The organism is Sphingorhabdus sp. M41 (genome assembly GCF_001586275.1).
Lineage (GTDB): Bacteria > Pseudomonadota > Alphaproteobacteria > Sphingomonadales > Sphingomonadaceae > Parasphingorhabdus.
Genome location: NZ_CP014545.1, coordinates 1,648,953 through 1,675,014, shown reverse-complemented (window position 1 = coordinate 1,675,014; position 26,062 = coordinate 1,648,953). Strand labels below are relative to the sequence as shown.

23 protein-coding genes are annotated in these 26,062 nt (G+C 55.3%); 19 read left to right on the top strand and 4 right to left on the bottom strand.

The annotated features are described in order from the left end of the window. Positions 1-83 precede the first annotated feature (83 nt). On the top strand, positions 84-1,118 hold the full coding sequence (locus tag AZE99_RS07990; RefSeq protein WP_067199627.1) for a zinc-dependent alcohol dehydrogenase family protein: 1,035 nt from the start codon (positions 84-86) through the stop codon (positions 1,116-1,118). Here AZE99_RS07990 and AZE99_RS07985 read toward each other — a convergent pair. Continuing rightward, positions 1,105-2,121, bottom strand: a complete 1,017-nt coding sequence (locus tag AZE99_RS07985; RefSeq protein WP_067199624.1) for a sodium:calcium antiporter — start codon at positions 2,119-2,121, stop codon at positions 1,105-1,107. The genes AZE99_RS07990 and AZE99_RS07985 overlap by 14 nt on opposite strands. 22 nt (positions 2,122-2,143) lie before the next feature. Further along, entirely contained in the window at positions 2,144-4,681 is a 2,538-nt protein-coding gene (locus AZE99_RS07980) for a cation-translocating P-type ATPase (protein WP_067203430.1), read from the bottom strand. A gap of 559 nt (positions 4,682-5,240) precedes the next feature. Between AZE99_RS07980 and AZE99_RS07975 the strand changes: the two genes are divergently transcribed. Genes AZE99_RS07975 through AZE99_RS07960 form a run of 4 tightly spaced genes read left to right on the top strand, consistent with a single transcriptional unit; the run spans position 5,241 to position 8,353 of the window. Then, positions 5,241-5,666: a DUF2267 domain-containing protein gene (locus tag AZE99_RS07975; RefSeq protein WP_067203429.1), complete on the top strand. Its 426-nt coding sequence runs from the start codon at positions 5,241-5,243 to the stop codon at positions 5,664-5,666. 6 nt (positions 5,667-5,672) lie between these two features. Continuing rightward, a complete protein-coding gene (locus AZE99_RS07970; protein WP_067199621.1) occupies positions 5,673-7,016 on the top strand; it encodes an erythromycin esterase family protein in 1,344 nt (447 codons plus the stop codon). A gap of 10 nt (positions 7,017-7,026) precedes the next feature. After that, on the top strand, positions 7,027-7,677 hold the full coding sequence (locus AZE99_RS07965) for a dienelactone hydrolase family protein (protein ID WP_231862720.1): 651 nt from the start codon (positions 7,027-7,029) through the stop codon (positions 7,675-7,677). A 28-nt stretch (positions 7,678-7,705) separates the two neighbouring features. Then, positions 7,706-8,353: a phosphoribosyltransferase gene (locus tag AZE99_RS07960; protein WP_067203426.1), complete on the top strand. Its 648-nt coding sequence runs from the start codon at positions 7,706-7,708 to the stop codon at positions 8,351-8,353. Positions 8,354-8,442: 89 nt separating this feature from the next. Here AZE99_RS07960 and AZE99_RS07955 read toward each other — a convergent pair whose 3' ends face one another. Beyond that, on the bottom strand, positions 8,443-8,895 hold the full coding sequence (locus AZE99_RS07955; protein ID WP_067203424.1) for a pyridoxamine 5'-phosphate oxidase family protein: 453 nt from the start codon (positions 8,893-8,895) through the stop codon (positions 8,443-8,445). Positions 8,896-9,175: 280 nt separating this feature from the next. On the opposite strand from AZE99_RS07955, the gene AZE99_RS16505 reads away from it, so the two are divergent. Beyond that, positions 9,176-9,901, top strand: coding sequence for a DUF6629 family protein (locus tag AZE99_RS16505; protein ID WP_335339239.1), 726 nt, complete (start codon positions 9,176-9,178; stop codon positions 9,899-9,901). On the opposite strand, the gene AZE99_RS07945 is transcribed toward AZE99_RS16505, so the two are convergent. Further along, entirely contained in the window at positions 9,877-10,707 is an 831-nt protein-coding gene (locus AZE99_RS07945; protein ID WP_067199617.1) for a class II glutamine amidotransferase, read from the bottom strand. The genes AZE99_RS16505 and AZE99_RS07945 overlap by 25 nt on opposite strands. Positions 10,708-10,774: 67 nt before the next feature. Between AZE99_RS07945 and AZE99_RS07940 the strand changes: the two genes are divergently transcribed. From AZE99_RS07940 to AZE99_RS07880, 13 genes are all read left to right on the top strand, one after another. Continuing rightward, positions 10,775-11,263: a hemerythrin domain-containing protein gene (locus tag AZE99_RS07940; RefSeq protein ID WP_067199615.1), complete on the top strand. Its 489-nt coding sequence runs from the start codon at positions 10,775-10,777 to the stop codon at positions 11,261-11,263. Further along, positions 11,263-12,777 (top strand): hypothetical protein, encoded by a 1,515-nt coding sequence (locus tag AZE99_RS07935; RefSeq protein WP_067199612.1) that lies wholly within the window; start codon positions 11,263-11,265, stop codon positions 12,775-12,777. The genes AZE99_RS07940 and AZE99_RS07935 overlap by 1 nt, the downstream gene beginning before the upstream one ends. A 387-nt stretch (positions 12,778-13,164) precedes the next feature. After that, positions 13,165-14,931 carry an acetate--CoA ligase gene (gene acsA / locus AZE99_RS07930; RefSeq protein WP_156472160.1) on the top strand — a complete coding sequence of 589 codons (1,767 nt, stop codon included), beginning with the start codon at positions 13,165-13,167 and terminating at the stop codon, positions 14,929-14,931. Next, complete coding sequence (pdhA, locus tag AZE99_RS07925; protein ID WP_067199609.1) at positions 14,928-15,914, top strand: pyruvate dehydrogenase (acetyl-transferring) E1 component subunit alpha; 987 nt, start codon at positions 14,928-14,930, stop codon at positions 15,912-15,914. The genes acsA and pdhA overlap by 4 nt, the downstream gene beginning before the upstream one ends. Continuing rightward, on the top strand, positions 15,911-16,891 hold the full coding sequence (locus tag AZE99_RS07920; protein ID WP_067199600.1) for an alpha-ketoacid dehydrogenase subunit beta: 981 nt from the start codon (positions 15,911-15,913) through the stop codon (positions 16,889-16,891). The genes pdhA and AZE99_RS07920 overlap by 4 nt, the downstream gene beginning before the upstream one ends. A 3-nt stretch (positions 16,892-16,894) precedes the next feature. Further along, positions 16,895-18,058, top strand: a complete 1,164-nt coding sequence (locus tag AZE99_RS07915; RefSeq protein WP_067199597.1) for a dihydrolipoamide acetyltransferase family protein — start codon at positions 16,895-16,897, stop codon at positions 18,056-18,058. Then, on the top strand, positions 18,055-18,303 hold the full coding sequence (locus AZE99_RS07910) for a phosphopantetheine-binding protein (RefSeq protein WP_067199594.1): 249 nt from the start codon (positions 18,055-18,057) through the stop codon (positions 18,301-18,303). Before AZE99_RS07915 ends, AZE99_RS07910 begins: the two co-directional genes overlap by 4 nt. Positions 18,304-18,484: 181 nt before the next feature. After that, on the top strand, positions 18,485-19,066 hold the full coding sequence (locus AZE99_RS07905) for an ANTAR domain-containing response regulator (RefSeq protein ID WP_067199591.1): 582 nt from the start codon (positions 18,485-18,487) through the stop codon (positions 19,064-19,066). After that, entirely contained in the window at positions 19,063-20,280 is a 1,218-nt protein-coding gene (locus AZE99_RS07900) for an ABC transporter substrate-binding protein (RefSeq protein WP_443027814.1), read from the top strand. Before AZE99_RS07905 ends, AZE99_RS07900 begins: the two co-directional genes overlap by 4 nt. Before the next feature lie 253 nt (positions 20,281-20,533). Then, positions 20,534-21,946 carry a CmpA/NrtA family ABC transporter substrate-binding protein gene (locus tag AZE99_RS07895; RefSeq protein WP_067199589.1) on the top strand — a complete coding sequence of 471 codons (1,413 nt, stop codon included), beginning with the start codon at positions 20,534-20,536 and terminating at the stop codon, positions 21,944-21,946. Between the two features lie 28 nt (positions 21,947-21,974). After that, positions 21,975-23,033 carry an ABC transporter permease gene (locus AZE99_RS07890; protein WP_082788285.1) on the top strand — a complete coding sequence of 353 codons (1,059 nt, stop codon included), beginning with the start codon at positions 21,975-21,977 and terminating at the stop codon, positions 23,031-23,033. Between the two features lie 10 nt (positions 23,034-23,043). Further along, positions 23,044-24,771 carry an ABC transporter ATP-binding protein gene (locus AZE99_RS07885; RefSeq protein WP_067199587.1) on the top strand — a complete coding sequence of 576 codons (1,728 nt, stop codon included), beginning with the start codon at positions 23,044-23,046 and terminating at the stop codon, positions 24,769-24,771. 47 nt (positions 24,772-24,818) lie between these two features. Next, positions 24,819-26,051 carry an alginate export family protein gene (locus AZE99_RS07880; protein WP_067199584.1) on the top strand — a complete coding sequence of 411 codons (1,233 nt, stop codon included), beginning with the start codon at positions 24,819-24,821 and terminating at the stop codon, positions 26,049-26,051. The last annotated feature ends 11 nt before the right edge of the window (positions 26,052-26,062 follow it).

Below are 26,062 nucleotides of genomic sequence, written 5' to 3'. Positions count from 1 at the left end.
TACGGACCATTACGGGTTTCCCGCCAGAAGGAATAAAAGCAGCATGACCGCATCAAGGCAGACAGATTGATCGGACAAAGACCATGACGACGAAGCTCGGCAAATATCATGCGATGCAGCTGGATGGTCCCGGTCGGTCGCTTCAACTCGTCGAGCGCGATATGCCCGTGCCGGATAGTGATGAAATGCTGATCAAGATTCTCGCCTGCGGGGTTTGCCGCACCGATCTGCATATCGTGGACGGTGAGATTCCGGAGGCTGTTTATCCCGTCGTTCCTGGCCACGAAATCGTCGGCCGGATCATACAGATTGGCGAAAATGTGCAGGGCTTCGCTGTCGGTGACCGAGTCGGCGTCCCCTGGCTGGGTTCAAGCTGTGGCCATTGCAGATATTGCCTGACCGATCACGAAAACCTCTGCGATGAGCCGGAGTTTACCGGTTGCACGCGTGATGGTGGATATGCCAGCCATGTTGTGGCAAGCGCCCAATATTGCTTTGCGATTCCGGATCGTTTTTCGCATGTTGAAGCGGCGCCACTGCTTTGCGCAGGACTGATCGGCTGGCGCTCGTTGAGAATGGCGGATCAGGCGAAGGTCATAGGTTTTTACGGCTTTGGTGCCGCCGCCCATATTCTCGCGCAGATCGCCGTCTGGCAAGGACGGCAAATTTACGCCTTTACAAAGCCCGGTGATTTGTCCGGCCAGAAATTTGCACGCAAACTCGGCTGCACTTGGGCGGGCGGATCTGATGAACTTCCGCCAGTCGAGCTCGACGCCGCCATCATCTTCGCGCCGATCGGCCCGCTGGTTCCGGCGGCACTGCGCGCGGTTCACAAGGGTGGCCGGGTGATCTGCGCAGGTATCCACATGAGTGACATCCCGAGTTTTCCCTATGCCGACCTCTGGGGTGAAAGAGCGATCATGTCCGTCGCCAATCTGACCCGGGAGGACGGCACAGAGTTTCTTGCTGCGGCTGACAGTTCTGGGATCACACCCGTTGTCGAAAGATTTCCCCTGACCGACGCTAATGAAGTGCTTGAAAAACTTCGCGACGGTCATTTGAAAGGAGCTGCGGTACTGGTGCCTGATTACAGGATCGTCAGATCTAGGTCGAACTGATGTACATGATATAGACGTTCACCAGATAGACGGTAAACAAGGCGATACTGATCCATCCAACCGTCCGAAACAGTCTCGTTTGCGGGCGGTATAGCAATCCAATGATGACAACACCGCTCATCACCATTGCCGCCATCGCGGTGGCACCGTGTATCGGCGAAGCGGAATCGAGCAGCGGACCGTCAAAATATAACCCGTCTTCGATGGCGAGTATCAATATGTTGAACAGGTTGCTGCCGAGGAGGTTGGCAATCGCCATGTTCACCGATCCCTGCCTAAGCGCCGCCATTGACACCGCCAGTTCCGGCAAGGACGTTGCGGCCGCAACCAGCACGGTACCGACAAAACCGCGGCCAATTCCCATTTTGTCCGCGATATTGGCCCCGAAAACCGGGAGCAGCAATCCTCCGATCAGGATCGCGACAGCCGCTCCTAACACCCACATTTGTGCCTCGGATAGTGAAACCGCAGTCGGGGCCTTTACGGCCTCCTCTGCGGCACTTTCCCGTATCTTCGCTTCATAATTATAAATGGCACGGGTCGCGATAATGTAGAGCAGAACGATCACCAGAGAGGCTGCGCTGAAATGACCTATTGTCGGACTGATACCAAGGCCGCCACTCATGATCGTAAGGCCGGCAAAACCGATCAGCATGATCCCAAAGCCGGCCGACAAAATATGGGCCTGTCGCGCCCGGCGGTAAACCGATTCTCCACGGATCGCAAAATCCAGAACCACCAGCATGACCAGATTGAATACGCAGCTGCCGAATACCGCGCCGACGGCTATTTCGGGCGCATTGGCAATGCTTACCGAGGATATGCCGGCAGCAAGTTCCGGCAAGGAGGTGATCGAAGCCAGCAGGATGAGGCCGATCCAGTCGTCCGACAGTCCCCTTTTGGCAGCGATAATTTCTGCATTTTTGGTAAGCTTTGGACCGGCGGCCAAGATCAGCAGTGCGCAGGCACCAAATAACACCCATTGGATGATCAGGGCCATCATGCTCCCCTGCCCGGGAAAATGATCAATTCCTGTCCGATGAACTGGCCTCCTGTAAAATGCGATTGACCAGCGGCTTCAGAATTTGCAGCACGGATAGCAATATGAAACCATAGCCGATGACGGCGACAATTTCGAAGATGGAAAGCTTCGCAAAACCCAGAATGGAACGGGCTGGTTCAAAAAGATAAATCACCATCATCACGACTATCACTGCACCAAATATCGCCAGCAACGCCTTGTTGCGATAGTCGAATAAGGATCGCAGCGACGCACTGCTGCTCCGGTTGGCCAGAATCAGGGCCAGAAGACTGGCGATAAGGGTCAGGAAAGCCAGCGCCCGGAGTTCGGTTACCGGCATGTCTTGCTGAACTGCAATGACAATCCCCAGCGTCAACGCGCCTAGCGCGAGCGCGCCCTGGAATATACTCCAGATGACCATCGGCAGGGAAAATAGCCGTGCTTCGGGATGGCGCGGCGATCGACGCATGATCTCATCATCTTCCTCTTCAGCTTCGAAGACGAGAGCACAAGCCGGATCAATCACCATCTCGAGCAACGCGATATGGATCGGGCCAAGTAGCATCGGCAATCCGAACATCAACGGCAGGAGCGCCAGACCGGCAATTGGTACATGGGCAGCAAAAATAAACTCCATCGCCTTGCGGATATTGTCATAAATACGGCGCCCAAGCCTGATCGCGCTGACAATGGCGGTGAATTCGTCATCCAGGAGTACGAGTGAGGACGCTTCCCTTGCCACATCCGTTCCGCGTCCGCCCATGGCAATACCGACATGGGCTGCCTTCAAAGAAGGGGCGTCGTTCACGCCGTCGCCAGTCATCGCAACAACCTCGCCGTCGCTTTTCAATGCCCGTACCAGGCGCAGCTTCTGTTCGGGCATGATGCGGGCAAAAATATTTGTCGTCCGGAGCCTTCTGCCTAGTTCATCATCGTCCAGTCCGGCAAGTTCACTACCGGTTATCAGATTATCGCTTTCGATCCCGGCATCGGAAGCTATGGAGCGGGCCGTTGCTGCATGATCGCCAGTGATCATCAGGACGCGGATGCCGGCATCGCGACAGTGCCCGATCGCCTCGGGAACGCTGGCGCGCAGAGGATCGGCAAGGCCAATTAGTCCGGCAAGCGCAAAGCGGTAGTCAAGCAGATCGGCATAGTCATCCACCTCTTTTGCCCTGACAGTCGCCACACCCAGAACGCGGATGCCCTTCGCCGCCATATCTTCTACAGCTCGCATCATCTCCTTCTGCTCAGAATCCGACAGGCGGCATAATTGCGCAATCGCTTCCGGTGCGCCCTTGGCTGCAAGAAGCCTGTCTTCGTGTGCCGGTCCATCAAGCCACATGTTCGTCGTGGCCAGCAAATCCGGTCGAATACCGAAATGCCGTTCCAGATGCCAATGCTGATCATTCGCATTGTCCTTCCCCGGCAATAAAGCCGAAGCAGCCGAGTGGATCGCGATATCCATCGGATCCGAAGGTTCTACCTCGCTGGCCCACAGGCTTGCCTTCAGCAAAGGCTGAAAGGAGCCAGGTATGTTCTGGCTTCTATCGACCGTCAGATGGAGTCCCTCCGGCAACCACATAGTGGCTACTGCCATCTTGTTCTCGGTCAGGGTTCCTGTCTTGTCTGTGCATAATATCGTGACGGACCCCAGGGTCTCTATCGCGGCTGACCGTCGGGTCAGCACATTGGCTTTGGAAATGCGCCACGCCCCCATGGCCATGAACGTCACGAGGACGACCGGAAATTCTTCGGGTAACATCGCCATTCCGATGGCAATGCCAGCCAGCACGGCATCGAGCCATCCGCCGTGGGAGAAACCATATATCAAGGTGACCGAAGCTGCGATCAGGATACCGCCAATGCCTGCCAGTTTCACGATGAAGCCGGTCTCCCGGCGCAATCGGGGCGCGTCGGGCTTGATGTCGGCAAGATGCCCGCCGATCTGACCGATCTGCGTTTGCCCGCCAATCGCGACTACCTCCCCAATGCCTGTTCCCCGAACGACCAAAGTCCCCGAAAAAGCCTCTGCCTCAACATCTTTGTGTACCGCTAGAGATTCTCCTGTCAGAAGCGATTCGTCGATTTCCAGCTCTGTGGCAGATAACAGCAGCGCGTCAGCGGCGACCCGGTCTCCCTGTTCCAATATGATGATATCGCCCACCACCACCTCGCGCCCGGGAATGCGTAGTCTTTTGCCATCGCGAATGACAAGCGCGCGTGGGCTCGACAAGTCCCGCAACGCTGCCAGAACCCGCTCACTGCGAGTTTCCTGGATGACGGAAATCGCAACTGAAAATGTAGCAAAGCAGAGCAGGAGTATGGCTTCGATCCGGTCTCCGAGCAGCAAATAGGCAAAGCCTGCCGCCAGCAACAATGCCAGCATGGGTTCGCGCAGAACCTCGCCGACTATCCGGAGGATTGAACGTTCGTCATGATGGGGCAATTCATTGGGTCCATAACGCGCATAGCGCTCGCGGACCTGCTCGCTGGAGAGCCCCATTTGCATGTCATCGGCCGGTTCAGCAGCTATGTGCATCTGGAATTCCCCGGCAAGACTGGACTCCCATTCACAAATCCTGTTCCCAAGGAGCACAGCAAGATCCTGAAGCATATCCCAATGCGCTTGATTGAACGGATGGAGCGGAGACCCGCCATTACCCTGTCCTTTCATTCAAATTTTTGCGGTTTAATCCGGGCAACCTTTACCACCTAAACTTCACCATGGACTTTCACGCATTCGGGGCCGGTCGCGCAGAAGACGCGGATTTGCTCCCGATCAACCCCTATGTTTTCCGGTTACGATCTTCCGGGAAAACCCGGCATACGTAAACTCCCTGATATTCGGGCATATCCAGCGTCACAGGCTTCTGAAAAGCCCATTGCCATATTGCTGCAAATGAAAATGTTTCTTTTGGTAAGAGCGACATATCCACGGACTTCGGAGAGCTACGTAGAATCCACGACTGCGGCAGCGTTCGATGTACGATATGTAAAAGGCACAAAGCGAATATGACCGCCATATGCGGAATCATTTGTGTCTAGTCTGCCTTAGTTTGGCGTGCGTCTCAACGCCTGCAATACAAAGGATGAAGAAGATGACCGGTTTGGGATTACCAATATTCGACAAAGCCATTCAGGATGCCAATCGCTGGGTGAACGACGTCATGGATGAACTGGACTGGGAGGACAAGCATCGTGCCTTCACCCTGCTTCGTTCCACGCTTCATGTCCTCCGCGATCGTTTGCAGGTCAATGAGAGTGCCCATTTTGCAGCACAGTTGCCAACTCTGATGCGCGGCGTATTTTATGAAGGATACCAGCCTTCCAGATCAGCGCCCCTTATCCGGCACAAGGACGAATTTGTCGATGCTGTCATGGCAGCTTTCAATGACGCTCCAAAAGACAATCCTGCCACGATCGTCGGCGCCGCGCTCGACGTCATCGCCGACCATATTTCGGAAGGTGAGATGGATGACGTAAAGGCCAGCTTGCCCAAGGAAATTCGGGACTTGTGGTATTAAACGGCTATGAACAAACCGATCAACTGGAACAAGCCGCCGCGATCCCCTTCCGAGGGGTTGGTCAAGGCCTTGCGGGATCATGCCGAGCTGCTTCCCCGACCGGAAAACCAGTCGGATTTCGGGAAGTTTTTCGACCGCTTCGGTGACGCTCAGGTTGTGCTGCTCGGCGAGGCAACGCATGGGACATCCGAATTTTACAGTGCCCGAGCAGCAATCACACGGCGGCTCATCGAAGAACATGGCTTCACTGTCGTCGCGGTCGAGGCTGACTGGCCCGATGCCGCCCGCATAGACGGCTATGTCCGCCATCATGATCCGCGACCGAGACGTGGTGACAGTTTTGTCCGCTTCCCGACATGGATGTGGCGTAATCATGAAGTGCTGGCCTTTGCCGACTGGTTAAGGGATTATAACGAGCATAAATCGGAGGAGCGTCAGGTCAGTTTTCATGGGCTTGATGTCTACAGTCTAAGCGAGTCCATTGCCTCGGTTCTGGAATATCTTGATTCGGTTGATACCGATGAAGCCGCCAAGGCACGCTGGCGCTATGGCTGTCTGACGCCATGGCAGGATCATCCGACCGACTATGGCAGGGCAGTGGTACATGAAGGGCTTGGCGACTGTGAGGAAGCGGCGCTGGATCAGCTTCGCCGCCTGTTCGAAAACCGGCTCGACTATCTGAATTCAGATGGTGAAAAATGGTTTGATGCGACCCAGAATGCAAAGATCGTTGCGGCAGCAGAACGCTATTATCGCTCCATTTACGAAGGCGGCCCAGCCTCCTGGAATCTGCGTGATCGCCATATGTTCGATACGCTGCAAGCCGTGATCGCTAATCGCGGGTTCGGCACCAAGGTGGTTGTCTGGGCTCATAATTCGCACATCGGCGACGCATCCGCGACGGCAATGGGCTGGCGCGGCGAATTCAATATCGGTCAGCTGTGCCGCATCGCTTACGGTGATGACGCGGTCTGCATAGGCTTTGGCACCGACAATGGCACGGTGGCAGCGGCGAGCGACTGGGGAGCGGACATGCAAATCAAGACCGTTCGCCCTGCCCGCCCCGACAGCTATGAGTCCGCTTTCCGCCTGACCGGCTATGCCCGGTCGCTTACCGATTGGCGCGGTCGCGATCGCCAGAAGCTTGCCCATATTTTGCGAGAGCCTTTGCTGGAACGCGCCATTGGTGTGGTCTACCGGCCCGAAACCGAACTGCTCAGCCATTATTTCGAAGCAATATTAGCTGACCAGTTTGATGCCTATGTCTGGTTCGAAACCACCAAGGCAATCACGCCGCTAGGCCATGAGAAACCGCGTGGTGCGCCAGAAACCTACCCCTTTGGTCTGTGAGGAAAGAGCAGTGGTCGATGATATTTCCAATGAAATTCCCGCCAGGGAAGTCGAGATAGCACCAGCCGGGCTGAAGGCGATATTGACCGTGCCGGCGAACGCATCCGCGATGATCATCTTCGCGCATGGCAGCGGGAGTGGCCGACTGAGTCCGCGCAACAATTATGTCGCGGCGGCGCTGCGCGAAGACGGATTTGCGACGCTGCTGCTAGACCTGCTCACTCCCGAGGAAGAGCGCGACCGGGCCAATGTGTTTGACATCGAATTGTTGGCAGAGCGCCTTTCAATGGCAGCGCGCTGGATTCGCGCGCAGCCGGCTTTTTCAGACATTCCCATTTCCTATTTTGGTGCCAGCACGGGGGCCGGTGCAGCGCTGGTGGCGGCCGCGCGTGATAAGCCGAACGTCGCCGCGATCGTCTCCCGTGGCGGACGGCCCGATCTGGCCGGACGCTGGCTGGAAAAGGTGCAGGCGCCAACCTTGCTGATTGTCGGAAGTCTCGACGGACCGGTCATTGATCTCAACAAACAGGCTTATGATGCGCTGCAATGCCCGAAGCGAATGGCCATCATCAACGGTGCCAGACATTTGTTCGAGGAGCCAGGGACTCTGGAAGAAGTGATCGTGCACGCCAGCGCATGGTTCAGTTCGCATCTAGAATAAGATGAAGCGGAGAAAGAATGTGGATCAGATGACATTTCCTTTCGAAAACAGGCGTGATGCGGGCCGGCAGCTGGCAAAGAAGCTGAGCGAGAGAGATTTTGAAAACCCGTTGGTATTGGCCCTCCCCCGAGGCGGTGTGCCGGTCGCTTACGAGGTCGCCAATGCTCTCGGGGCGCAGATGGACCTTCTGTTCGTCAAGAAAATCGGTGCGCCCGGCTGGCCCGAATATGGCATGGGTGCCGTTGTCGATGGTGCCAATCCGCAGATAGTACTCACCGAAGAAATCGTTCGTCAGCTTAAACCCAGCCCGGAATATATCGAGGCCGAGATGCAAAGGCAGCTGGATGAAATCGCCCGGCGCCGGTTGACCTATCTCGGAGAGCGACAACCGATCGACCTAAAGGACAGGACGGTGATAATTGTCGACGACGGCATTGCAACCGGCGGAACGGTCAAGGCCGCGCTGAAGGGTGTGCGCAAAAATGAACCGCGTAAAATCATCCTGGCGGTACCGGTTGCCCCGCCATCCAGCTTGGAAGAATTGAGAGATCAATGTGACGAAATAATTTGCCTCCACACGCCCTCTCCGTTTGGAGCCGTTGGAGCCTTCTATCGCGATTTTAACCAGACCGATGACAGCGAAGTCATCTCATTGATGTCTCGGATACGAGATTGATCGGGATTCCCGGCGGTAACAAAATCCCAATTATTTCACGCCATAATTTCATTCAGTTCGGTTGAGAATTTCAAGGCACCAGTAGTCCGTTACACTTCGACCAATTCGGTGTGACCAAAGCCCTTTTTATAATCGAGTATCGAAATGACTTTAGGCTCGATGCGAAAATAGGATAGTAGTACCTTGCCACCTTCATCCGGTTCAAATTGCACGGCCAGAGGGAATTTCTGCAACAGCAAGCGTCCGATTTTTTCTATTTCCTCCGGATCGGTGACAGCAATCGCCAGGCCGCCCATCGACAGTCCTTCAATTTCGTTCCAGCTGTCATAAGCACGATTTATGGTCAGGGAGACCTTGTTGTTTCGCGCTATGTTATGCGCCTTCTGCGCATCAGCACCGGTGATGAAATAGATGACGGGGCCATCGCTGATATAGCTGACCGTCGTTGCCTGCGGAAAACCATCCTCGCGGATAGTCGCTATCGTCATGTCATCGACTGATCCAATGATTGAGACAATCTGGTCTCGAAGCTTTGCGTCCATAATATCCTCCTGCGGCTGGAACATCTGCAAAGGTGCTTTGCGATGCCCTGCTGTAATGCGAAGAATAGGACGGGGGGAGCATAAGAAAAATACGTAAACCAACCGATACGACGGCAAATTGCTCGGCGGGCGACAATGTCTTCTGAAGAAAGTTTTTCCGGCTTCAGGCTCCGAAATGTCGGCTCCCGGTTGAGATTCCTACTCCGATCGTATCCGCGATGCTCGGCGAAAAGCTGCGCATAAGGAGCATTGCGTATCTAAGCCTTGCGCATTTAAGCCCATGGATAGAAAATCTAATATCAGAACCATGCAAATTTGGCTTCAAGCCAAATCACCGGGAGTGATGATCATCTGCTTTTCTGCAAATGCCAGTATTTTGGCTGGCGTCGCTCTGCTTGGAATTGGCACTCTCACGGTTCGACGTGCGGATCGATTGGCACAAATTCCATATGCCGCAATACCGCTCATTTTTGGGATGCAGCAACTGGTTGAGGGATATTTGTGGAAGGTCTTGCCGATACAATCCCAAACCACCGATATCGTTACGACAATCTATTTGCTTTTTTCGCATGTGCTTTGGCCAATATTCGTGCCGTTGGCAGTGTGGATGATCGAGCCGCTGAAAGCGCGCCGAAAGCTGCTCCTGCTGCCAATGGCAGCGGGCGCCGTGGCCAGCATTTATTTCCTGTTCGCGCTTGTTACAGAGCCGGTCTCGGCCCTGATCGACGGAAAACATATCGTCTATCATCTGCCGCATCGTCACGATGCCTTCATTCTGACGTTATATATTATCGGCACGTGCCTCACGCCATTGCTGTCGAGCTATCGAACCATCCGGCTATTCGGTTTTGTCATCGCCATAGCCCTGATCGTGACCCGGATAGCCTATATGCACTGGTTCGCTTCGGTCTGGTGCTTTTTCGCCGCACTGATGAGCGCAGTGGTGTTTGTGCATTTCTCAAAACACCGTTCGCGCAATGATCAGGCATATTCCGTCAAATTGTGAATATTGATTCCGTTGTCCGTATCGAGTTGCCAAATCGAATGGTTGGGGATTTCTATCCAGTCTTCGTGAGTAACCGGCTCTGAAGCGACCACAATCGCACGATATTCGGTATCGGGATCATGATGGATATGAGGAAATCCGCAAATCTCGCAATCATAAACGCCTTTGCGGTCGACAAAATAGAGGCTGCGGTTGAAACGGGTGCCGACAAGCCGCTCGCCATCCGACAGGATGATGTTGAGACCGAGCTTCTTGCCCGGTGCATGGGTTTGGGCGAGCGCAACGACATCGGCGACCAGCCTTTCCATCGCGCCCAGCAAGTTTTGTTCGGGATCGACGGTTCCGGCGTCAATGAGGCTGAGGAAATAGCGGAAAACATGCTCGCTATCTGTTTCGCCCTTCACAGCATTGCGATGCCTGGCACCCATGTGATCTAGCAGAACCGGACGTATATCGGCAAAACCGGGAACAGTGCCATTATGTGCAAATACCCATTTCCCGTCACTGAACGGATGCGTGTTTTCAATCGCCGCACCGCCCACGGTTGCCCGACGAACATGAGCAATGACAAGGCGGGAATAAGCCTTCGCTGCGGCTCGCGCAAAATGCTCGCCATGATAGGCCGCCCAGGCCTGACGCTCTATGTCCGGCCCATCCTCATCAAATGTGGCAACCCCCCAGCCATGCGCATGGTCATAGCCGGAAAGATCGGAGAGGCTCTGGGCGATAAGAGCATTTTGCGCATGCACAAGTGTGCATTCAACCTTGGTCGGCTCGGTAGCGTAAAATCCATAGAGTCTGCACATTAGATGATCAGCGTCAATTTCCAGAGAATATATTAAGCTATGATAGCAGCTTAGACAGGTGGCTATCATGACCAAGATCAATCACGGACTATTTAACGCCTTTCGGGAGGATCACGCAATTTTGGGGCGCGGGCTTCATGAGCTGCGTTCGCTGGTCACGGCAGGCGATGTTGGCGGCTTGAAATCCGCAGCACAAAATCTGGACAAGGCGGCCGGCGGTCACATCGCTTTTGAGGAAGAGGATTTTTACCCTGCCCTCAAAACCTTCCTCTCGGCCGATGAAGTGGAGGAAATGTATGCAGAACATGCTCATGGTGCCGAGACACTCAGCACTATTGCCGAACTTGATCCCGATATCCCACTGCATTTAGTACAGAAGCAGCAACTGCTCGATCGCATCGACGAGATGGAGCAGCATGTATCGGAATGCGGAGAGCTTTTTGGCGCCATGGGAGGGCTGGATGAAGCAGCCAAGGATGATCTGATGAAGCGCCTGCAATATTGGCGGAAGCTTGCGCCGGCATGGACCGATTTTGCGACAAAGCAACCAGAATAATGGATATCCTGGCGCCGACTGCAAACCAGGAAATCCATCTTGCGCCCTGGCCGGTAAAGACTGCGATTGATCTCGAGCTTTCGCAAGAAACCAGACATCGGATCGAAATTCTCGCGAACAAGCAGTTCAGAAATTTTCCCAGGCTGAACGATGCCTCGATATTCGGCGATCATGTCAGTGCCGGATATCAGGAAGGTCCGCTATTGCTGCTGGAGGACCATCGGGACATAGAACTGATGCCGGAAGATCGCGTGGCAAGCCACGAATATCGCATGTTGGGACTGGCGCGGGACGACGATTTTCTGCTGATATCGCGGCCCAGGATCAAGTCCTTCGAAACATATTCAAGAAATGTCTTCGGTCATGACGGTCCCCACATAATCGAGGTTGATCGAGGTGACAGCCGCTTGCGAGTTCCGCTTGCAGCTGCTTGCCTGAACAATGAAGCGGCTTTGTCAAAACTCGCGGCCGCGGCTGCCAGAGCCGGAACATTCAATATCTGTCCCTATTTGTCGACGGGCCATGACTGGCTGCTGGGCGCTGAAATCGCCCGGCGATCCGGGTGCCCGGTTCAGATATGCGCGCCGCTCCCGCAGCTTTCCCGGCTTGTTAACGACAAGCTATGGTTTTCAAACCATATAAAAATGATCCTTGGAAAAGATGCCGTTCCACCGACCTATTCCGTCTATGGTCCGATTGCAGCGGCAGCAATATTGGGCAAGCTTGCCCGCACCCATGACCGGCTCGTGATCAAATTGCCGGCCAGTGCCGGTTCAATGGGCAATCTGGTGATGGAGAGCGATTATGTCCGCTCGCTCACATCCAGGGAATTAAGGGATGAATTGCTGGAGCGATTGCACGCGATCGGCTGGCGTGATCGCTTTCCCATTCTGATCGGTGTTTGGGAAGTCGCTGCATTGGCCAGCCCGTCGGCACAAGTCTGGATACCCCGAGCCGAGGATGGACCTCCCATAGTCGAAGGTATTTTCGGACAAATTCTGGCTGGCGAGAACCAGTCATTTATCGGTGCTACTGCAATTGATTTACCGCAACCGCTGGAAGCTCGTTTCTATCAGGAAGCACTTGAAATCACTTATTATTTCCAGTGCCTGGGCTTTTTCGGGCGCATGAGTCTTGATGCGTTACTGACCGGACCGGATTTGAGCAATGCGGCGCTGCACTGGATTGAATGCAATGGCCGTTGGGGCGGTGTTTCCATTCCAATGACTGCTGCACGCAATTTGCCCGGAATTGATGACTCCTCCGAATTGCTTGTCGTGCAGCGCGTGTTTCGTGACAGGAATATTGCCGGTTTTGACGCGCTATTGAAGGATGTCAGCACCTGGATCTATTCCAGAGATAAAGGCGAAGGCGCCGTATTCCTCGAGCCGACGGATCAATTTCAGCAGAATGTCACCTTTTTCGTGGTCGCGCCTACTCAGGCTGCCGCTCGGCATATCGGGGCTTCGATATTGCAGACGGTAACGCCGCATGCGGTCCGCGGCATCACTTGATTGACGCACAGGGCTTATCGTTGATTACTCTGTCAGGATGGATCTCGCCGGAACAGATCATTAACGGGGGGTCAGGGAGTGCTGCTCCGGCGAGTCATAAGGTTAATCGCCGAAAGCTCGATCAAAAGACATTCGGAATATTACTGATCAGTAATATTCCCTAGGCCAATAATATTCCCTGAGCTCGCCGCTGGAAGCCTGCCCCATTCGGATTTGTCTTTGCAGACCGATCCAGGACCTGCCAGCTGGCGCAAAAGCACCCGTATAACTGCGTATTTCTGACCCGTGAAAAATATCTCAATGTTCGTTTGTTGAATGCGTCTTCAACGACCGAGAGAGTTTTCCATGTCCGATGCATCATGATGCCCGACAGGAAGGGACCCACCAGTGAAAGATCAACCGCTGCACAAATCACAAGCCATTCGCGAAATGGCCAATATGCCTGATTATGATCAGGCTGCCGCAGAATTTTCATGGGCCAAGGCGCGCGATTCCATGGGCGGCCCTGTTCCCGGCATACTCAATATCGCCTATGAAGCTGTCGATCGGCACGTAGCCGAAGGGCGAGGCAGTGTAACAGCGCTTCGCTGGATCGCACGGGATGGCATCCGGCGGGAATATAGCTATTCGGAAATGAAGACGGAGTCGGACCGTTTCGCGAGGCTGTTGCAGGATCTCGACGTTAAACCGGGTGACAAGGTCTTTTCGCTGTTGGGTCGCGTGCCTGACCTTTATTTTGCCGCGCTTGGCAGCCTGAAAGCCGGTGCGATATTTTGTCCGCTTTTTTCGGTCTTCGGGCCCGAGCCAGTGCGGGCGCGGATGGAAATTGGCGAGGTCAATGTCCTGATTACGCGCCAGAAGGACTATCTCCGCAAAGTTGCTCCGGCCCGGGCGACCCTGCCCTCTTTGCGCCACGTTCTGCTCGTCGATGCCGATGATGGCGCGCCTTCGGATACGCTTGATCTTTCCGCCTTGCTCGCCAAGACGCCCGCAGATTTCGAAATTGCAGAAACCCGCCCGGATGACATAGCCTTGCTGCATTTTACCAGTGGTACCACCGGCAAGCCCAAGGGCGCATTGCATGCGCATGAAGCCGTGATCGCCCATCATACGACCGGTCGTCTCGCGCTCGACCTGAAACCCGGCGACATTTACTGGTGCACCGCCGATCCCGGCTGGGTCACCGGCATGTCTTATGGCATAATTGCGCCGCTGACCAATGGCGTGACAATGCTCATTGATGCCGGCGAGTTTAATCCCGAAGCTTGGTATGACCTGCTGGAATCCGAACGCGTGAATGTCTGGTATACCGCCCCGACCGCGATCCGGTTGCTGATGATGGCAGGAGATGACCTGCCGCGTGCGCGCGACCTTTCGGCGCTCAGATTTCTCGCCAGCGTCGGCGAGCCGCTCAATCCCGAAGCCGTCATCTGGAGCAACCGTATTTTCGGCAAACCCTTTCACGACAACTGGTGGCAGACAGAAACCGGCGGCATCATGATCTCCAACTATGCCTCACTGGACGTAAAGCCGGGATCTATGGGCAAGCCATTGCCCGGTATCGAAGCCGCAATTGTGGAAGTACAGGACCAAGGAGACGAGAATGGACTGACGTTCCTCGGCGCGCCGATGACGGTCGGGCATCTTGCCCTGAAATCTGGCTGGCCTTCGATGTTCCGGGGTTATCTGAACGAAGACGCACGCTATCAGGCCAGTTTCAGGGAAGGATGGTATCTGTCCGGGGATCTCGCAATGCGCGACCGGGACGGTTATTTCTGGTTTGTCGGGCGCGCTGATGATGTGATCAAGTCATCGGGGCATCTGATCGGGCCATTTGAAGTCGAAAGCGCGCTGATGGAACATCCCGCCGTTGCCGAGGCGGCGGTGATTGGCATTCCCGACGAGCGCGCCGGCGAGATTGTAAAGGCCTTTGTCCTGCTCAACCCGGATCACGAGACGGATGATGCCTTGCGGAAATCGCTGCTCGGACACGCGCGCAAACGGCTCGGATCGGCAATTGCGCCGCGCGAGATCGTCATCGTGGACGATCTGCCGCGAACTAAATCCGGGAAAATCATGCGCCGGCTTTTGAAAGCGCGCGAACTGGGTCTACCCGAGGGTGACCTTTCAACTCTGGAAAAGGCATCGTCATGACCGGAACAAAATTGCGCCTTGATCACGAACATTGCCGGCTTCTTCTGAAACAGATGCTGCGGATCCGGCGGTTTGAGGAAAGATGCGCCGAACTTTACACGAAGGAGAAAATTCGCGGTTTCCTGCATCTCTATATCGGTGAGGAAGCGGTCGCGACCGGTATCATGCAGGCGCTTGACGAAGAAGACGCTGTAGTCGCAACCTATCGTGAACATGGCCATGCATTACTGCGCGGCGTGCCGGCGGGTGAAATCATGGCGGAAATGTATGGCAAACAGGAAGGGTGCAGCCGCGGGCGCGGCGGATCGATGCACCTGTTCCATGAGCCAACCCGCTTTTATGGCGGCAATGCGATTGTCGGCGGCGGACTGCCGATGGCCGTCGGCCTTGCGCTCGCTGACAAGATGCAGGGTAAGAGCAATGTCACGGTCTGCTTTTTTGGCGAAGGCGCTGCGGCAGAGGGAGAGTTTCACGAAAGCCTCAATCTCGCCGCGCTCTGGGATCTGCCGGTCCTGTTCGTCTGCGAGAATAATCTCTACGCGATGGGCACCGCGCTGGACCTTTCTGAATCGGAGACCGATATTCACGCCAAGGCGGCGTCCTACAAGATGCTATCCGAGATTGTCGACGGCATGAACGTCGTGGATGTCGAAGTGGCAGCGCGGCGGGCAGTTGCCTCGATCCGGGAAGGCGATGGCCCGGTGTTTCTGGAATGCCGCACCTACCGGTTTCGCGCGCATTCGATGTTCGATCCCGAACTTTATCGGGAAAAGCAGGAAGTAAAAAAATGGACGGAGATCGGACCGATCCGGCGCTTTCAGAGCTGGGCGCTGGAAGCCGGGGAACTGAGCCAGGCCGATGTAGATGCCATTGAGGAAGAGGTCGCGCAGGAAGTTTCCGAAGCGGTCGCTTTTGCCGAGGCGGGAACGTGGGAGCCGGTTGCCGACCTGCTGAGGGATGTCGGCGCGGAGGCACGAACATGAGCACGAAGATGACCTATCGCGAGGCGATGCGCGAAGCGATCCGCGAGGCAATGATCGCCGACGAAAAAGTCTTCCTGATGGGCGAGGATGTCGGCCATTATGGCGGCTGCTATGCGGTGAGCAAAGGACTGCTGGACGAATTCGGTCCGGATCGCATCCGCGACACTCCCTTGTCCGAGTCCGGTTTCACCGGCGCAGGCATTGGCGCGGCGCTCGGCGGCATGCGACCGATTGTGGAAATCATGACCTGCAATTTCGCCTTGCTCGCGCTCGACCAGATCATGAATACGGCAGCCACCATGCGGCACATGTCCGGCGGGCAATTTCATGTGCCTGTCGTCATCCGGATGGCGACCGGAGCCGGGCGGCAACTTGCGGCGCAACATTCCCACAGCCTGGAAGGCTGGTTCGCCCATATTCCTGGTCTTCGCATCTTGGCGCCTGCGACCGTGGCAGATGCGCGGGCCATGCTTGCCAGGGCGCTGGAAGACCCCGATCCGGTACTGATCTTTGAAAATGCCCTGCTGTATAACCGGGAGGGCGCAGTCCCCGATAACCTTGCGGCCATCGATATCGATCATGCCAGCATCCGGCGAGAAGGCAGCGATATCAGCCTGATAACCTATGGCGGATCGCTCTGGAAATGCATGGACGCTGCCGAAGAACTATCGAGCTTGGGCGTTTCTGCCGAGGTGCTTGACCTGCGCACATTGAGACCGCTCGACGATGCAGCCATCATGGCGTCGGTGGCGAAAACCCGGCGGGTTCTGATTGTCGACGAAGGCTGGCGCTCGGGCAGCCTGTCGGCGGAGATCATGACCCGCATCATGGAACAGGGTTTCTGGACTCTGGATGCACCGCCAATGCGGCTTTGCAGCGCCGAAGTGCCAATCCCCTATGCAAAGCATATGGAAGAGGCAGCGCTGCCGCAGGTCGCTACCATCGTCGAGACGACCCGCAAACTGGTGGGTGCCTGAACGATGGGCATATTCACCATGCCATCGCTCGGTGCCGATATGGAAGACGGTACGCTTGTAGAATGGCTGAAGGCGCAAGGCGACACAGTGACCCGCGGCGATATCATTGCGGTTGTCGAAACGGAAAAAGGCGCAATTGAAATAGAGATATTCGAAGACGGAAAGATCGAGGAAATTCTGGTGCCGGAGGGCCGCAAGGTGCCGGTCGGCTCCCCTCTGGCGACAATATCGGGAGCAGGCGAAGCAGCGGTTTCCGAAGCTGTCGAACCAGCCTTGCCAGTTGCAGTGGAAGCACCGGAGGCACCAGAAGCGGCCCTGGAGATTGCCACAATTCGCCCGGCTATCGAGGATATCTCGGAAGTCCGCGCTTCGCCCGCGGCGCGGCTATTTGCCAGGGAACATGGAATCGACTTGAACGGGATCACTGGCAGCGGACCGAGTGGTGCCATTCAACTGCGCGATGTCGAAGCCGCGAAACCTGCGCCCGCAAAACGGGGTATAGATCTGGATGCAATGCGCCACGCCATTGCAGCGGCAATGTCCCGTTCGAAACGGGAAATTCCGCATTATTATCTGACGCACAGGATAGACGTGAACAGCGCTCAAAACTGGCTCGAAAACTATAATCTGCAGCGCCCTGCCCCGGAACGCATTTTATTTGGCGCGCTACTAGTCAAGGCCGCGGCGCTCGCAATCCGCGATTTTCCGGAGTTTAATGGGCTTTATGAACAAGACAGGTTCAACACCAGTCAAGCGGTTCATGCCGGCGTCGCGATTGCAATCCGTGGCGGCGGCCTTGCCGCTCCGGCGATTCAGAATGCCGATCAGCTTTCATTGGCAGAATTGATGGTTCAGATGCGCGATTTGATCGGGAGGGTCAGGCGCGGCAGCTTTCGTGCGTCCGAACTGACGAGTTCGACCATGACCGTGAACAGTCTCGGTGATCGCGGCGTGGAAGGCGTTCTGCCGATCATCTATCCGCCGCAGGTAGCGATAATCGGATTTGGCAAGATCATGGAACTGCCATGGGTGGTCGAGGGTGAAATTGTTGCGCGGCCGATAGTTCAGATGACATTGGCAGCAGACCACCGGGTGAGCGACGGTCATCGCGGCGGATTGTTCCTGAACGCCATAGCCGAGAAACTTGATACACCGGAGAGCCTATGACCCGCGAGGAAGTAAAAAGGGTATTTGCCGAAGAACTGGAATCCATTGCTCCCGAAGTCGATCTGTCGACCGTGACTGATAGCACCAATATTCAGGAATATTTCGATCTGGATTCGATGGATATCTATAATCTTCTGGCGGCGCTTCACCAAAGACTGGATGTCGACATTCCCGACAAGGATGCATCGGAACTGCTGACGGTCAAAACTGCCGTGGATTATCTGCTTCCCGCACTTCGGACTTAATGTGTGACGCAGCCGCATGAAAAGCTTTATGATATGCAAGTTTCTGGGCTTTGCGCAAAATTGATCCAGGCTATCAAAGCGAGCGCAAGATATTAGCCGGCAAGATTACGGTTCATGTTGCACCTGCGAAGAAAAAAGCGTTACACAGGATCAGAAGTTTCTCCCTGTACCGGAGTCGCCCTTGCGCATTGCTGTCATCGATGAAAACCCCGTTCGCGCGGCTATAATGGAAGACGGGCTTGCTGAAGTGGGTGAGCGCGACGTTTTTGTCATTTCCGAACGCAATGGCATGGCCCGGGCCATTGAAACGATCGACCCCGATGTCATACTCATCGATCTCGGCAATCCGTCTCGTGATATGCTGGAGGAATATTTCTCCGTCAGCCGCGCGATTTCTCGACCGATTGCGATGTTTGTCGAACAATCCGATGATGATGCAATCGCAGCAGCTATTGATGCAGGGGTTTCTGCCTATATCGTCGATGGTCTTTCACAGCGCCGATTGAAACCGATACTGGATCTGGCGGTGCGCCGGTTTCAGGCCTTTTCCCGGTTGCAGACCGAACTCAAGGAAGCGCGAGACGCGCTGTCCGAGCGAGAAGTCGTCGATCGAGCGAAGAAAATTCTCATTCGCAAGCGCGGATTGAGTGAACCGGATGCGCACAAGCTGTTGCGCGATCACGCCATGAACAGCAACAAGCGCATGGCCGAAGTGGCGGAGTCGATTGTTACGGCAGAGCTATTACTGGGAGGCGATCTGTGACTTTGGATCAAATGAATATCGGTTTTCTGCCACTGGTCGACGCTGCCTTGCCAATTTTGGCACAGGAGCATGGCTTTGCCGAAGAACAAGGCCTGAATCTGAATTTCATCAAGGATGTCAGCTGGGCTTCGGTTCTGGACAGATTGCTCTATGGCCACACCGATGCCGCGCATTTGCTGGCTCCGCTCGCCATCGCGACTACTTTGGGCCGGGGCCGGCCAGCAAAGGCGCTGTCGGTGCCGTTCATTCTGGGGCTCAACGGCAACGCAATCACAATGTCCCACAAATTGGCCGATATCGTCGCGCCAGTTGGCATGCTGGGGGATCCCATTGCGGTTGGCAACAAGTTAAAGGCCGAAATTTCCGAGCGCGCGAAGGCGGGAAGCCGGGTCCGGTTCGGGGTTGTTCATCGCTATTCCGGACATAATTACAAGTTGCGCTATTGGCTCGCCCAATGTGGAATTGCTCCTGACAGAGATATCGACATCGTCACGATCGCGCCACCTTTTGCGGCAGATGCCCTGGCCAGTGAAGAGGTGGACGGAATTTGTGTCGGCGAGCCATGGAACAGCGTCGCCGTGGAGCGTGGAGTAGGTCGCATTGTTCTGGTCACCGCACAGATTTGGCGCAGGGGAGTCGAAAAAGTACTCGCAATGCCGACCGCAAGATTGGATGATGATCGGGAAAAAATCGAACGGCTGGTGCGCGCGCTTCATTTTGCCGCGAAACATTTCATCGATCCGGAAAATTGGGACGCCAATGCCAATATACTGGCGCGCGCTGAATATCTCGACGGCTCGGCAAAGCTGATCAACCGCGCGATATCAGACCGGATCATGTTCACTGCCGGTGCCCAGCCAGTCGATGTTCCGGACTTCATGTTCCAGTATCGCGAAGCGGCCAACTTCCCGTGGATCAGTCAGGCAGCCTGGCTTTATTCGCAAATGGTACGCTGGGATCATTTGCAATATAGTGCGGAGGATCAGTTGCGCGCGGAACAGGTTTTTCGTCCCAATGTCTACCGGACGGCACTAAAAGGACTGGACACCCCGATGCCGGGCGCCAACGCAAAACTTGAGGGCAGCGTCACTCGAAATATGCCGGTGGGTTCGACGCAGGGCCGCCTCACGCTTGGGGCGAACCCCTTTTTTGATGGCCGTGTTTTTGATCCGACGGAAGTTCAAAAATATCTGGAGGCCTTACCAAAAGCTTGAAAATTGCTGCAGCGCAATATTTCCACTTGCTTTTTTCACGGTCCCAATGTTATTTGATTCGCAACGGGAAAAGTTAACCCCGTATCCAAATTACCGGTTTGTCCAATGGGGGGCAAGCACAAGGTAGAACGATATATAATCGAATAGGCAATGTCGCCGCCCGAGCCAGTCTAACCGACTGCCGCTTGAGGCGGTTTTTTTGCGTCTTGTGTCGTTCTTTCCTGTCGCCGTGTTAAAAAAAAGGGAATGAGCAATGAAATCGAACCGCCGCAACTTTCTTCTCATGGCTGTATGTGCAGTGTCTTTGTCGGCTTGCGGAAGCGGCGGTGACAGCTCGTCCAACAGCGGCGAGACGGTAAAGCCCGCCACCGTCGACGGCGCCATTGAAAAACCATCCCTGAAGCTCGGCTTCATCAAACTGACGGACATGGCACCGCTGGCAATCGCCAAGGAAAAAGGCTTTTTCGCGGAAGAAGGTCTGAATGTTACCCTCGAACCTCAGGCAAACTGGAAAGTGCTGCTCGACGGCGTCATCGGGGGGCAGCTCGACGGCGCGCACATGCTGGCGGGTCAACCGCTGGCCGCGACCATTGGCTATGGCACCAAGGCTGACCTGATCGCTCCTCTCTCTCTCGACCTCAATGGCAATGCGATCACCCTGTCGAACAAGGTATGGGCGCAGATCGAGCCGGGCCTCAAGAAAAACGCCGACGGCAAGCCGCAGCATCCGATCAGCGCTTCGGTCCTGAAGCCGGTCATTGCAGGCTATAAGGCGCAAGGAAAACAGTTTAAAATGGGCATGGTTTTCCCGGTTTCCACGCATAATTACGAATTGCGCTACTGGCTGGCAGCGGGCGGAGTTGAGCCCGGCTACTACACGCCGGGCGATGTTGCCGGAACGGTTGGTGCAGAGGCCGCCTTGTCTGTCACGCCCCCGCCGCAAATGCCGGCGACGATGGAAGCTGGCACGATTGACGGCTATTGTGTGGGCGAGCCCTGGAACCAGGCAGCCGTGCAGAAGAAGATCGGCGTTCCGGTAATTACCGACGATGAAATCTGGAAAAAGAACCCGGAAAAAGTCCTCGGGCTGCGCAAGGATTTCGCCGAGAAATATCCCGCGACCACCGCCGCCATGCTTCGGGCCATTATCAAGGCACAGCAATGGCTGGACATTGATGGCGGCAAGAACCGTGCGGAAGCCGTTAAAATTCTGGCACGATCCAATTATGTCGGCGCGGACGAGGCGGTGATCGGGGCTTCGATGACCGGTCAGTTCACCTTTGAATCTGGCGACACGCGAGCGGCTCCCGATTTCAACATCTTCTTCAACGATTATGCCGGCTACCCCTTTTACTCCGACGCAATCTGGTACCTCACCCAGATGCGGCGCTGGGGACAGATTGCCGAAGACCAGACCGATCAATGGTATTTCGATACAGCGAAAGCGGTTTATCGGCCGGACCTATATCTCGCCGCTGCGAAAAAACTGGCAGATGGGGGAGCTATCCCTGCCGACAGTATACCGGAAACCGACGGTTTCAAAAGCGAACAATCCGGCTTTATCGATGGCCTCACCTACGACGGAAAAACGCCCAATGCCTATCTCGCGAAATTCCCGATCGGTTTGAAAAAGGGTCAGCGAGTGACCGCTTCGGGCGTCAATTAAGCTTCTGATGAATAAAGGAAACAAAGACATGGCGACCGTCATTGTAGACAAAATCCACAGCCAGAGCGGCAGTGAGTCCACAGCAGAAAAGCCAGGTGACGGCGCTGATCTTTCGGTCAAGCCGGTAAAGGCCAACCCTCTGACTGCCAAAAGCTGGCCAATTGATCCCAAAAAAATCGCCAATTGGCTAAAGAGCCTGGCGGCGCCGATTATTGGGATATTGGCTTTTCTAGCTTTATGGGCAGTGCTTGCTCCACAAGTGGACACGTCACTCGGCAGTCTGCCGGGACCGGTTGAAGTCTCCGCCCAGGGCCTTGCTCTTTTTGATGAATGGTCCGCCGCACAAGACCGGGAAGCGGAATTTTATGCAGCGCAGGACGCCAGCAACGCTGCTGCCGCAGCCAATGGCGAAGCGACGCGGGATTTTCAATATAGCGGTCCTCCGACGTTTCTGGACCAGATCTGGACCTCTCTGGCGACCGTGGCTTTGGGGTTTTTCCTCGCCACAATTATCGCTGTGCCGCTCGGCCTGATCTGCGGCCTTTCGAAAACATTCAATGCCGCGATCAATCCAATCGTGCAGATCATGAAACCGGTCAGCCCGCTGGCATGGTTGCCAATAGTCACCATGGTGATTTCGGCCACCATGACCGACCCCGACCCCAGCCTGCCAAAAAGCTTCGTAATCTCCGCTATCGTTGTGATGCTTTGCTCGCTCTGGTCAACGCTCATCAACACCGCGATCGGGGCGGCATCGATCGACAAGGATCTGCTCAACGTCGGCAAAGTCCTCCGCCTTGGCTGGTTCGCCAAACTTACTCGCTTGGTCCTGCCATCCGCCCTCCCCTATATTTTTACCGGAATGCGACTGTCACTGGGGGTCGGCTGGATGGTTCTCATCGCTGCTGAAATGCTCGCCCAAAACCCGGGTCTGGGAAAATTTGTCTGGGATGAATTCCAGAATGGATCCAGCCAGTCGCTCGCAAGGATCATGTTCGCAGTCATCGTTATCGGCCTGATCGGCTTCTTGCTCGACCGGATCATGATGCTGCTGCAAAATTTCGCCAGCCGCAATCGTACCGTTTGAGGAAGAATATATGACCAGCCCCCTTCCCATCCTGTCCCTGAAAAATGTCAGCAAGTCCTTTGTCGACGGATCGGGTACCCGAAGCGATGTACTCGACAATATCAACCTTGATGTCGCCGATGGCGAATTTATCGCCATTCTCGGTTTTTCGGGCGCCGGCAAGACCACGTTGATAAATTGTATCGCCGGCCTGATCGAAGCCGATGCAGGTGAAGTGCTGGTCAAGGGCAAGCCGTGCAAAGGTCCGGGCAAGGATCGTGGCCTCGTCTTTCAAAGCTATTCGCTATTTCCCTGGCTGAGCGTTGAAGCCAATGTCGCTCTGGCGGTCGATGCGGTTCATCAGAACAAATCCAGGGAAGAGCGTGCGGCGCTGGTGCGGCAGAAGATCGAACTGGTTGGACTGGACCATGCCATGGACCGCAAACCTGCTCAGCTGTCCGGAGGCATGCGGCAGCGTGTTGCAGTCGCTCGTGCTCTGGCGATGGAGCCCGAAATTTTGCTGATGGACGAGCCTCTGTCGGCGCTCGATGCCTTGACCCGGGCCAAATTGCAGGATGAGATCGAGCGCATCCGCAAACATGAAAAGCGCACGATAGTTCTGGTGACCAATGACGTCGATGAAGCTTTGTTGCTTGCCGATCGGGTCGCCATTTTGACGCCGGCGCCTTCGGCAACCATCGGCAAGATATTCGATGTCAATATCGTACGCCCCCGTGAACGCGAAGCAATGAACGAAGATGCCGCCTATAAAACTCTGCGCAATACGATCGTCGGCTATCTCGACATATTGAGCAGCGATCAGAAAGCGGTTGCGTCCGAGACCGCGAACCTGCCGGACATCACGCCTCTGGATCTATCAGGTACGCAGGAAGGCAAGGAGGCGACCTTGCCGCAGGCCTATCTGGATGCAGCCCAAAGCCCGATCACGACGCGCTATCTCGAATTTTTCAAGCTCAAGAAAATTTACCCAACACCCAAAGGTCCGCTGACGGTGGTCGAGGACGTCAATATCCTGATGGACAAGGGCGAGTTTATTTCTTTGATCGGCCATTCCGGTTGCGGGAAATCCACCGTGCTGACCATGGCCGCCGGACTGAACGAGATTAGCGACGGCGGGATTGTTCTGGACGGACGGGAAATTGATGTTGCCGGACCCGACAAGGCAGTCGTTTTCCAGGCACCTTCATTAATGCCGTGGCTCACCGCCAGACAGAATGTCGCCCTCGGCGTAGAGCGGGTTTATCCGCACACCACACGTTCGGAGCGCAAGGACATCATCGAATATTATCTCGATCGTGTCGGCCTTGGCGATGCGATGGACAAGATGGCCGCCGACATGTCGAACGGCATGCGCCAGAGAGTTGGCATTGCGCGCGCCTTTGCCTTGTCTCCCAAATTGCTGCTCCTCGATGAACCCTTCGGGATGCTCGACAGTCTGACCCGCTGGGATCTCCAGGATGTCTTGATCGAGGTTTGGAACCGCACGAAAGTCACTGCCATCATGGTCACCCATGATGTTGATGAGGCGATATTGCTCGCCGACCGGGTGGTGATGATGACCAACGGTCCACAGGCCACAATCGGCAAGATACTCGACGTCGATCTGCCCCGACCACGCGACCGCAAGGCGCTGCTCGAACATCCGAAATTTTATGCCTACCGGCAGGAAGTCCTGCACTTCCTCGCCGAATATGAACATGGAAATCCGAACAAGAGCACGCAGCAAGAAGCGGCCTGAACAGAGAGGATGCCCGGCAAGAGAGAAGATCTTTAACGGGGAAAAAAATGAAAAAAAGAAATATCATTTTGATTGCAGCATTGTCAGGAGCCGCGCTGGCGACACCTTCCTTTGCCCTGGCCAAGACGGGCGATCCGGTTGTGGTTGCCGAAGGTTTGACACTGGACCCGATTTTCGACGCACGGCTTGCTTATGAGCATGTTGACCAGCCGGTAATAAACGCAGATTCCCTGACATTGCGGACACGGGCCGGGCTCGAACTGGCCAGTGATATCGGGCTTTCATTTCTGGTCGAGAGTGAAGCGACGCTGGGCATTATAAATGACTATAATGACACAAATGCAGGCAACGGTATCGAACCCTTTTCCGTCGTTGCCGACCCGGAAAATATCGAACTGAATCGCATTCAGCTCCAGTTCGCCAAAAAGGACAAGGGCAGTCTTACCGTCGGTCGCCAGCGGATTAACATTGACGACCAGCGTTTCGTGGGCAGCGTCGGCTGGCGGCAGAATGAACAGACTTTTGACGCCGTCAGTGCATCGGTCACGGCGCTGAAACCGCTGACGCTGGAAGCAACATATGCAATATCCCAGCGCACGATATTTGGTGCCGATGCTGGCACGCGCGAAGCTTTTGACGGAGATCTGATATTTTTGGGCGCCGGGATAAAAGCTGGTCCGGTCGATCTGAAGGGCTTTGCCTATCTGCTCGATTTCGACGCAGGCCAACCGGTTTCGCTGAGTTCCTCCGCAACCTATGGCCTGCGTGCGACGGCAAAACTTCCGATGACCGAGGGCCTCTCGCTGGATCTGGCCGGCAGCTATGCTGTGCAAAAAGACTATAAGGACAACCCCGGAAATTATTCGGTCGACTATATCGCCGGTTCGATTGGCACATCCTTTTCCGGCTTTGGCCTGACGCTGGGTTACGAGAGCCTGGGCAGCGATGGTGCAGGCAATCGATTCCAGACCCCGCTTGCCACATTGCACAAGTTCAACGGCTGGGCGGATGTGTTTCTCAGCACGCCACCGGCGGGTCTGGAAGACAAATATGTCAGCATCAGCAAGAAGGTCAATCTGCTCGGCGGCATCACCGCAAGCGCAGCCTATCACGATTTTCGCAGCGATGTCGGCAGCGTAAAATACGGCACGGAATTTGATGCGGCGCTCAATTTCAAAGTCAGCATCTTCAGCGTCGGCCTCAAATACGCCAATTACAATGCCGACAGTTTTGCCGTCGATACCGAGAAATTCTGGCTGCGGCTGGGATATGGTTTTTAACAACTGGAATA

Coding starts and splice junctions, on each gene's coding strand:
- AZE99_RS07990 (WP_067199627.1), top strand. CDS start 84: ATGACGACGAAGCTCGGCAAATATCATGCGATGCAGCTGGATGGTCCC.
- AZE99_RS07985 (WP_067199624.1), bottom strand. CDS start 2,121: ATGATGGCCCTGATCATCCAATGGGTGTTATTTGGTGCCTGCGCACTG.
- AZE99_RS07980 (WP_067203430.1), bottom strand. CDS start 4,681: ATGCACATAGCTGCTGAACCGGCCGATGACATGCAAATGGGGCTCTCC.
- AZE99_RS07975 (WP_067203429.1), top strand. CDS start 5,241: ATGACCGGTTTGGGATTACCAATATTCGACAAAGCCATTCAGGATGCC.
- AZE99_RS07970 (WP_067199621.1), top strand. CDS start 5,673: ATGAACAAACCGATCAACTGGAACAAGCCGCCGCGATCCCCTTCCGAG.
- AZE99_RS07960 (WP_067203426.1), top strand. CDS start 7,706: ATGACATTTCCTTTCGAAAACAGGCGTGATGCGGGCCGGCAGCTGGCA.
- AZE99_RS07955 (WP_067203424.1), bottom strand. CDS start 8,895: ATGGACGCAAAGCTTCGAGACCAGATTGTCTCAATCATTGGATCAGTC.
- AZE99_RS16505 (WP_335339239.1), top strand. CDS start 9,176: ATGGATAGAAAATCTAATATCAGAACCATGCAAATTTGGCTTCAAGCC.
- AZE99_RS07945 (WP_067199617.1), bottom strand. CDS start 10,707: ATGTGCAGACTCTATGGATTTTACGCTACCGAGCCGACCAAGGTTGAA.
- AZE99_RS07940 (WP_067199615.1), top strand. CDS start 10,775: ATGACCAAGATCAATCACGGACTATTTAACGCCTTTCGGGAGGATCAC.
- AZE99_RS07935 (WP_067199612.1), top strand. CDS start 11,263: ATGGATATCCTGGCGCCGACTGCAAACCAGGAAATCCATCTTGCGCCC.
- pdhA (WP_067199609.1), top strand. CDS start 14,928: ATGACCGGAACAAAATTGCGCCTTGATCACGAACATTGCCGGCTTCTT.
- AZE99_RS07920 (WP_067199600.1), top strand. CDS start 15,911: ATGAGCACGAAGATGACCTATCGCGAGGCGATGCGCGAAGCGATCCGC.
- AZE99_RS07915 (WP_067199597.1), top strand. CDS start 16,895: ATGGGCATATTCACCATGCCATCGCTCGGTGCCGATATGGAAGACGGT.
- AZE99_RS07910 (WP_067199594.1), top strand. CDS start 18,055: ATGACCCGCGAGGAAGTAAAAAGGGTATTTGCCGAAGAACTGGAATCC.
- AZE99_RS07895 (WP_067199589.1), top strand. CDS start 20,534: ATGAAATCGAACCGCCGCAACTTTCTTCTCATGGCTGTATGTGCAGTG.
- AZE99_RS07890 (WP_082788285.1), top strand. CDS start 21,975: ATGGCGACCGTCATTGTAGACAAAATCCACAGCCAGAGCGGCAGTGAG.
- AZE99_RS07885 (WP_067199587.1), top strand. CDS start 23,044: ATGACCAGCCCCCTTCCCATCCTGTCCCTGAAAAATGTCAGCAAGTCC.
- AZE99_RS07880 (WP_067199584.1), top strand. CDS start 24,819: ATGAAAAAAAGAAATATCATTTTGATTGCAGCATTGTCAGGAGCCGCG.